A 2,310-nucleotide genomic window follows, 5' to 3' on the forward strand; every position below is an offset into this window, starting at 1 on the left:
GATCTACAGGAATGCTAAAGCAACCTATAGTTTAAGTACATTTTTTCACAATCTTTACATTCATTATATAAAAGAGTCTCCATGGGATATAGAGATCTTTTGTACTCGGCACCACTATTTTCTTATTTACTTAATACCAGTAGCGGCCCATTAAACTCCATAATAGGAGTATATCCCTTGTTTTTCCATAGTCAATCCATATTTTCAAGCTGTATTGTAAAAGGATGAAGTTAAAAAACTCCATCCCATACCAAAAGTTAAAAACTTTCATCAAATTCTCTACGTCTACGTCTACTTGTACGTCTACTTGTACGTCTATTTGTACGTCTCTCTTCTTCAACATCAACATCAATATCAATGTTTTGATCCTGGTCGTTTTCTTGTTCTTGATCAGTTTTAACCTTCGCATTACTTCGGCTGTTTAAACGAACATCTACTCTTGAATTACCTGAGTTAGATACTGTTGTACGAGCTATATTAGTATTCCTATCAACGTTCCGTACTTCTGCTTCAGCCTCCGATTCATTTCTATTTCTTAATTCATTATCGATATCTGTATCGACATCAACATTTGTATTATTATTCCGCCTTGTTGTCATTCAAAATTCCTCCTTTTATTTGTACTTTCAAAATAGGATATTCTTTATCAATAAATAAGCTTGGTCACATGTCCTAGCACAACTACCCGTTTTTAGTAAAACGAAATACTTTCGAATCCGTATACCGTATTATTTTTGCGTTGAGTTGAAAAAGATGTTTATAAGCCCAATGCTACTCAAAAAAACGAACGCGTTCAAAAAAGACGATTATGTTTCAGGATTAAAAAGTAAAAAGCCCCTTCTCTTAATTGAGAGGGGCTTACTTATTTAAGCTGATAGGTAAAAGAAAAATGTTAAAAATTCATCAATATATAAAGATTATGATACGTAAATTATTGAAATTCTTCTTTATACAGATAGGTAAGGGGTTGAAGTTATCGCTCCCTTTTCCCCCCGTCCACACCGTACAAGCGGCTTTCACCGCATACGGCGTTCCAACTATACCAATCCACTTTAACCATAACACTGTTCAGTATTGTGATACTCAATGTGTTTCATTTCTTCCGTTTCAATAAGTTGGTGCCTCCCGTGGGAGGTGAACCTCTTTTAGTCATACGAGAACCTTATTAACCGATAAAGAATTGCCTTGCATGATTAAAGGAATCTTTAATAGTCTTGTGGCTATCCCTCCATGTTGATTAGACACTTCAACGGTACTGTGCCACTACTTTCACTGATATAAAGAAAAGTTATACGGCAACTATTATCATTACCTCTTTCCTTTTCTACGCTTCGTCGGAAGTAAGCCCTCCACGTTATCAGCTTACAATGTTGAATTATATCTATTATAGGATGAACTTAGGTGCTTCCTCTAAGCCTGTTAGCCGTTCATATGCCTGTAACATATCATGGACTTTCATATAAGTTATTTTTACTCATCCACTGCTAACCTCACGCTGTGGTGATATACACATTTCTATGTATCGTGCTTGTAGACCCGTACATTCAGAAGTTCGTCAGCTTAACCTTTTCTTGTAGGTTTATTTGCATTCTCACCATATTCATTCAACTCAAGCATCATGAATTACACCACTCCATCGAGTAGGCTTTCGGCAGCCGCACTGCTACGGTAATTTCTCACGCCTTTTTGCCGAGCTTATAACACTATCATTCTTACTAAATCCAGTGCTATTCGACTAAGAGAGAACCCTTCAGGGCGTTACCCCATCATTTGATTCTTCGATATAACCCTTCAGTTCCGACAGGCACTGCCTGACCTTTACCTGAGCATTGTATGACCAATCTCAATTTAAGCCAGGAACATTTCGCACAACTATAGCACCCGTTAGCCACCCATGCAGCGCAAAACCGGCGCTGCACAACAGAGAATGAAAATGGATCAGGCAGTCTATACTGTTTTAATGCTGGCGAAGAAGGTCTTTGAACTATGGTGCCTTTGAGCCCATCCGTTAGTCTGACTCCAACGACCACGGTGTACCACCGACTGTCGCACCCTTTAGGGGTAGCACTCATGGGAGATTAATCCTTTTTCTGGTTGTTGCGCCAGCTTTACCTATTTCATTTTAAGTAGAAGGGTATGACAATTCGATACATCTGCCAACTCTATATTCGATCCTTCAAGAGGCTCATCCTTTTTTAAAACTGGTTTTTCTGGTTCTATTTTCGTATGCACTTTTTCAGTTTTTATTTTCATGGGAGTTTAAGTACCTTGCCATGACTTGTCCGAAATGAGCCCTGTATTCAGACAGGA

At 38.3% G+C, this 2,310-nt stretch carries 1 protein-coding gene; it reads right to left on the reverse strand.

Annotated features, from left to right (window positions below):
* Positions 1 to 257: 257 nt before the first annotated feature.
* On the reverse strand, positions 258 to 599 hold the full coding sequence (locus tag V7150_RS22220; protein WP_335522575.1) for a hypothetical protein: 342 nt from the start codon (positions 597 to 599) through the stop codon (positions 258 to 260).
* Positions 600 to 2,310: the final 1,711 nt, after the last annotated feature.

This window comes from Neobacillus drentensis (assembly GCF_036965245.1).
Lineage (GTDB): Bacteria > Bacillota > Bacilli > Bacillales > Cytobacillaceae > Neobacillus > Neobacillus drentensis_G.

Excerpts from the sequence above, each read along its gene's own strand:
- V7150_RS22220 (WP_335522575.1), bottom strand. The coding sequence starts at position 599 with ATGACAACAAGGCGGAATAATAATACAAATGTTGATGTCGATACAGAT.